This is a genomic window from Trebonia sp., assembly GCF_030042015.1.
Classification (GTDB): domain Bacteria; phylum Actinomycetota; class Actinomycetes; order Streptosporangiales; family Streptosporangiaceae; genus Trebonia.
Window position 1 is genome coordinate 1 of the sequence record NZ_JASIAL010000340.1, and the last position, 6,334, is coordinate 6,334.

6 protein-coding genes are annotated in these 6,334 nt (G+C 69.6%); 1 reads left to right on the forward strand and 5 read right to left on the reverse strand.

The window, feature by feature from the left end:
- Both Q1N79_RS18270 and Q1N79_RS18275 read right to left on the reverse strand, forming a co-directional pair.
- Window positions 1-2,405 (reverse strand): SpoIIE family protein phosphatase (locus tag Q1N79_RS18270; RefSeq protein ID WP_300610464.1); only part of this gene is annotated, 2,405 nt, incomplete at its 3' end.
- A 275-nt stretch (window positions 2,406-2,680) separates the two neighbouring features.
- Window positions 2,681-3,595 (reverse strand): trypsin-like peptidase domain-containing protein, encoded by a 915-nt coding sequence (locus Q1N79_RS18275; protein WP_300610465.1) that lies wholly within the window; start codon window positions 3,593-3,595, stop codon window positions 2,681-2,683.
- 48 nt (window positions 3,596-3,643) lie between these two features.
- Here Q1N79_RS18275 and Q1N79_RS18280 point away from each other — a divergent pair, with 48 nt between their 5' ends.
- A complete protein-coding gene (locus tag Q1N79_RS18280; protein WP_300610468.1) occupies window positions 3,644-4,075 on the forward strand; it encodes a helix-turn-helix domain-containing protein in 432 nt (143 codons plus the stop codon).
- 63 nt (window positions 4,076-4,138) lie between these two features.
- Here the strand turns inward: Q1N79_RS18280 and Q1N79_RS18285 are convergent, their stop codons facing one another.
- From Q1N79_RS18285 to Q1N79_RS18295, 3 genes are all read right to left on the reverse strand, one after another.
- Window positions 4,139-4,735, reverse strand: coding sequence for a Chromate resistance protein ChrB (locus Q1N79_RS18285; protein WP_300610470.1), 597 nt, complete (start codon window positions 4,733-4,735; stop codon window positions 4,139-4,141).
- 164 nt (window positions 4,736-4,899) lie between these two features.
- The gene (locus Q1N79_RS18290) at window positions 4,900-5,442 is read right to left on the reverse strand and encodes a hypothetical protein (RefSeq protein ID WP_300610473.1); all 543 of its coding nucleotides are present in this window, start codon (window positions 5,440-5,442) and stop codon (window positions 4,900-4,902) included.
- Between the two features lie 269 nt (window positions 5,443-5,711).
- On the reverse strand, window positions 5,712-6,334 hold a 623-nt coding region (locus tag Q1N79_RS18295; RefSeq protein WP_367185095.1), incomplete at its 5' end, for a trypsin-like peptidase domain-containing protein.

The following is a 6,334-nucleotide window of genomic DNA, read 5'->3' on the forward strand; positions in this document are numbered from 1 at the left end:
CCTGTCGTCACATTCCTGGTCCCCCAGCGGTCACAGAGCGCGGCGATCAGCTGCAGGCCGCGGCCGCCCTCGTCGGTCCAGGACGCCCGCCGGGGGCGCGGCGTGGTCAGGCTGCCGTCGAACACCTCGCAGACAAGGCTGCGGCTGCGCAGCAGCCGCAGCCGGTACGGACCCCGCGCATGCCGGACCACGTTCGCGACCAGCTCGCTGACGACCAGCTCGGTGGTCATCGTCAGTTCCTCAAGCTGCCAGCAGGCGAGCTGGTCACGTACGTGCCGGCGAGCCTCGCCGGCCGCCCGCGGGTCTTCTGGCAGCGGCCAGGTGGCGACGGCGTCCGGCGCCGTGGCCCGGACCCGGGCCACGAGCAGCGCGGCGTCGTCGGCCCGTTGCTGGTCATCTGGCAACAGTGCCCGGGTGAGGCTGTCGCACATCCGGTCCAGCCCCTCGGCCTGAAGGACCCGGAGCAGCCCGGCCATCCGGCCCATGCCCACGGCCGGGTCGCAGCTGGTCGAGTCGATCAGGCCGTCCGTGTACAGCACGAGCAGGGCGCCGTCAGGAATCCGCAGCTCCGACACCTCGAACGGAGGCCCGGCCACGCCGAGCGGCGGATCGCCGTCGGCCTGGGCGAAATGCACGGTGCCGTCCGGGCAGACGACAGCGGGCGGCGGGTGGCCCGCCCTGGCAACGGTGCAGCTGCTTGTCGTCGGGTCGTAGATCGCGTACAGGCAGGTGACGAAAGAGTCGTCACCGAGGCCGCAGACCAGGTCGTTCAGGTGTGCCAGGATCTCGTCGGGCGGCAGCTCGAGGTCGGACAGCGTCTGCAGCGCGGTGCGTACGCGGCCCATGATGACCGCCTCCGGCAGCCCGTGCCCCATGACGTCGCCGATGACCAGGGCCACCCGGTCGGCCGACAGCGGGATGACGTCATACCAGTCGCCCCCCACGTCCATGCCCGGCCCGGCGGGGAGATACCTGGCCGCCGCGGTGACGGCGGGCAGCCCGGGCAGCTGCCGCGGCAGCAGGGCGCGTTGCAGCGCCTGCGACCTGGCGTGCTCGGCGTCGAAGAGCCGGGCCCGCTCAAGAGCCTGGGCGATCAGGCCGCTGAGCGTGATCAGGAGCGCTTGCTCGGCGCCCGTCAGCAGGCGCGGCCGGCCGAAGGACACCACGCACAAGCCCACCACCCGCCCCGAGACGACAAGCGGCAGGTACGCCCACGCCTGCTTGCCGCACAGGGCCAGCACGTCCGCCGTGGCCGGGTAGCGCTCCTTGTACTCGTCCGCTGACGAGATGAACGAGGGCCGGCGGCTGCCAAGCACATCCGCGACCGGGGTGAGATCGGGCACCGGCCCGTTGATCAGGTCGAGGAAGGGCTGGGAGTAGCCGACCGCCCCGACCGTGCGCATCCGGCCTTCCTCGACTACCTGGACGATCAGCCCGGAGGCCCCGAACGGCGGCAGCACCCGGTCGGCGACCGCGGCCACGATATCCAGCGAGGTGACGGCCTCGGCCAGGGCGGAGGCCAGGTCCTGGATCCGCGCCGCGCGCTCGGCCGCCGTGCGCTCGGCCGCTTCCTGCTCGGCCTGGCGCATGCGCGACTCGGTGATGTCGGTGAAATACCAGGCCAGCCCGTCGGGCACCGGGACGAGTCGCAAGCGGTACCAGCGTCCGGTGTCCGGCCACTGGACATCGAAGCTCACCGGCGTCGTCCCTGCGGCCGCTTCGCGACAGCGGGCCTCCAGGCCCGGCACCCGGCGGATCACGAGCAGGTCCCACAGCAACCGCCCGGTCAGCTCGTAGTGCGAGGTCAGCAGGCGCTCGGCCTCGACGTTGGCGAAGATCACCCGCCAGTCCCTGCCGAGGGAAAGGAAACCGTCGCTCATATACCGCAACGCGCCCCGCAGGCCGTCACTGGTCGTGCGCGCCTGCGTCGTGTCCCACGCCGTGCCCACCATCCGGAACGGGTTGCCGTCCGCGTCCGCCTCAACCTGGCCGCGCACCTGCAGCCAGCGGGTGCTGCCGTCCGGCCAGCAGACCCTGTACTCCGCCTGGTACGGCCCGCGCGTGGTGATCGCCTTGTCCAACTCGGCATTGACCCAGCCGATGTCGTCGGGATGAACGCGACCGATCCAGGTTTCGATTCGCCCGTCGTAGGTGTCGGCGTCGACGCCAAGCAAGGCCATCGAAGGCTGGTCGAGGCAGAGCAGTCCCGAGGCCATGTACCACTCCCAGGCGCCGACCCCGGTTGTCCGGTAGCCATCCCACGAGCCGGCCCTGTCGTTGGGAACTAGCAGCTGGGCCGGCTCTCGCGGCGTCTGGCGAAGCCGCTGCGGCCGCTTGGCCGCCCCGTCTGCCGCGCGCGAGATGCCCTGCTGCCTGGCCGCCGTACCGCCTGGTCCACCCGTCATGCCTGACGCCACCCCCCGGAAGCGCATGTCGTCACTTTCGTACGCAGATCGCCAGCATAGCCGCTCGCCGCAGGTGGGCGGTTCAGCCCGCCGCGCACTCGGCGCCGACCGGGTGCGGCTGGCGGACAGGCTGCCCGGCCGCGCCCACGACGCTCCCCGTCATCCCGAACGAACACCGCCGGCTGCCGATCGCCCCGCTGCTGTCCTGTCGGCCCGGCGAGTCGTTCCGGCGGAAATCGCCGCCGCCGCGTGCGGCGCTCTTACCTGGTGCGCGATCAGCCGAGGCTTACGTGGATGCTGCGCTCCTCGGTGCCGCGCACGACGGTGAGCTCGACGGTGCCGGCGGCTGCCTTGAGCGCGCCGGACAGGTCGTCCACCGAGCGGACCGGCTGGCCCGCGGCCGCCACGATCAGGTCGCCTGGCGCGAGGCCGGCGCGCGCGGCCGGGCTGTCGTCGGCCACGTCGCGGATGAGCAGGCCTTCGGCGTCGGGCAGGCCGACCGCGCGGCGCAGCCGCCTGGCCACGTGGCCGGGAGTGATCGTGATGCCGAGTTGAGGCCGCCGGGCCGATTCCCCGCGGGCGAGCGCGTCAACCCGGCCGCGCAGCGTCTCGTCAGCGGGTATGGCCAGGTAGAAGCCTTCGCCGAGGCGGTTCGTGTTGATCCCGAGCAGCCGTCCCGCTGGGTCGAGGACCGGGCCGCCCGAGGAGCCGGGCAGCAGCGGGGCGGTGTGCTCGAGGCTGCCGGTGATCCGCAGGCCGCGCGGTCCGCGGAAGGTCCTGTCGATGCCTGACACGAACCCGAACGTCACCCGCAGCCCGCGCCCGCCCGGGTTGGCCAGCGCGAAGACGGGCATTCCGATGGCGGGCGCCGCGGTGGCCCACGCCAATGCGGCGGCCTGGCCGGTGTCGGCCTCGATGACCGCGAGGTCGCCGTCGTAGTCGTGCCCGGCCACGTTCCCCTCGGCCGTGCGGCCGTCGGCGAACGTGACCGTCACCTGACCGCCGCGTATGTTGTGCGCGTTGGTCAGCACCCGTCCCTCGCCGAGCACGATGCCGGAGCCGGCTCCCCACCGCTGGCCGATGCCCACCACCGAGGGGCCGGCGTTCTCCGCCAGCCCCGCGATGCTTGCCTGGATCTCGTCGAAGATCGTCATCGCCGTCGCGTCCTTCCAGTTGATAGTAACTTGCAAGCTACTACCAACTGGAGGGATGTCAATGCGGCCGACTAGGATCTGTTTATGGCCCAGAGCGAAATCGCGTCGTCGCCGCTGGCCGAGGCGCTGGCCCGGGTGGGCGACCGGTGGACCCTGCTCGTGGTGGACGCGCTCCTGGCCGGGCCGCGCCGGTTCAACGACCTGCTCGGTCAGCTCCCTGGCATCGCGGCGAACATCTTGTCCGACCGGCTCAAGCGGCTCGAACGGGAGGGGCTGCTCGTGGCCAGGCCCTACTCCGAGCGGCCGCCCCGCGCCGCCTACCATCTGACGGCCGAGGGCACGGAGCTAGCCGGTGCGCTGCGGCTGCTGGCGTACTGGGGGGCCGGACACGCCGACCCGGCGCAAGCGCCCCGGCACCCCGCGTGCGGCACGCCGATCGAGGCCCGCTGGTACTGCCCGACCTGCGATCGCCTCGTCGACCACGAACCGGACCAAGGCGAGTTCCATTTCGTCTAGCCGGCGGCCCGTGCCCGGGCTATTTCAGCCGCGGGACGCTGGCGGGACGCTGGCGGGACGCGGCTAGCCTCGCCGATCAGGGGGTTCCCGCCCCGGGCCGTCCGCGACCTCCTGGACTCCCTCGGCCGCGTAAACGGTTTGCGAAAAAGCCTCCACCGCATTCCGGCACCGGTCCATGATGGCGATTGACTGCTGTCTTCGCTCATCGGGAAAGAAGTCCCGAGACTGGATCTTCGCCAGCCAGCGGACCAGTTTCTCAAGATCCTGCTCGTTCTCCTCCATTTCAGCGAATGTGTGCTTCCCTGCCCTGGTCTCCTTGTCGATCTCATCGAGAAGAGCGTCGCAGCGCTCAGCGAACTCGTCGTACTCCCGGCCCCGGTCGGCCCGGAAACGCCCGATGAGCGTGTCATTTATCTCCGGCGAAGAGACCGAGGTACTCAATATGAATACGGTGCCGCCCTGCTGGAGAATGCTTTCCCGCAACTGCTCGAGGAACTCCGCGTGATGCGGCGCTTCCGGCAGCACCCACGCGCTGTTGACCATCGTGGTGGCGCCGGCGGCCCGCAGGCGGCGCCACAGCGTGACCCGCGCGCTTGACGGTGTGCTAGGAAGCTGAGCCAGCAGGAGCAGCCATCGTGATGTGCGCCGGTCAGCGTCCATTGAGATGCAACACCTGTTTCACGTTCAGGCTACCGCCCAATCAAAAACATGCTACAGCCCGATAATGACCGGCGATTTATCGTGACTGCGTAACAGCCCTGGCCTCGCCCGGGGAATGGCAAGAGCCAGGGCCAGGGCAATGGGCTTGGCCGGGCCGGCCCGGGTCAGCCGACAACGAGCAGGACGCCCGCCGCGGCGATCAGGAGGGCTCCGGCGATTCCGTTGGCCAGGGCCATGCGGCGCCGGACCACAGGGAACAGGGCGGCGAGCCCCATGCCGATCGCCAGCCCGATGGCGGCCTGTACCGAGCTTGACAGTGCCTGCTCGCCGGCCGAGAACCAGACCGAGGCGTGCGCGGGAACGCCGTCGACTATGCCGTAGGTGATGTTGTCGATGCTCAGCGCCCACGGCAGGACCCATATGCCCCAGTGCGACCTCGACTCCTGTTCGGCTGCCGCCGCCCTCTTCGAGAAGATCGCGATCGCGATCCAGTACAGGCCAAGGACGACGAGGATCGATGTCTGGAGGATGTTGCTGAGGCCGTCCGAGACCGACCAGTGGAAGGCCGAGCCGAGCAGGAACCCTCCTCCGTCGCCGATACCGAACAGCACGACGAGCGCGCCGCACGCCGCCAGCCTTCGGCTCATGATCGGCCCGATCGCGATGCACGCGATCAGGCTGTCCACTCCGAGTAGCAGAAAACCCATGGCGACCTTTCCTGGATTCGTGCCTGAGCCCTTGTAACGGACGATATTGTGGCAAGCGACGCTGGCTTCTAAACAACGCGCCCGCTCATTAAGATATGCACCGCTCGCAAGGCACAAGCAGCCTAAGATTTCAATAGAATGCTGTCAAGAGCCTTCCGGAAGATTGGTTGTGACCTGCAGTTTGTAATACCTGTTTCACGCGATTTAGCCATCCTCGCACTGCAACAGCTGTTGCATGTAAATGGCAGCCGCGGGTCGCTATTCATGATTCACGCGCCGTTGCCGTCAGCGATCTGCGTGGCGACTGCGAGCGCCGTGTTGATCGGGATCGCGTAGCCCACGACGTGGAGGCCGCTGCCCCAGCCCCCGATAGTGATGCCGATCACCTGGCCGTTCAGGTTCACCAACGGGCCGCCGATCACCGACGGCACCGCAGACTGCAGCACCGACGCCATCAGCCCGCTCCGGGTCGTCGCACCGACGGTGACGGTCGTGTCCAGGGTGGTCAGGGTGCCGACATCGATGGTCAGCGCATTCTCCCTGCCCGTGGTGCCGACCGCCGTGTCGTAGACCTGGCCAGGCACGTGGTAGGAGGACTCCCTGGAGGCTTCCGCGCTTTTGACGATCGTGGCCGAGTTCCCGACCGTGACGGTGGAGAACGGCCGCCCGTTACCGCCCTGCAATTGGAGCAGTGCCAGGCCCGCCGCGGCGTCCGCGCCGATCACCGTGGCCTTGAAGGTCGCGCGGGACAGGACGTACTCCGCCGTCAGGTTCGCCGCACCCGCGGAGGGCCGGTAAGTGGTCAGCACCTTCCCCGACTCCGTGAGCACGAGGCCGATCCCGACCGGGGTCCCGCCCGACAGGATGTGCACCATGCCAAGAGCCGTCGACT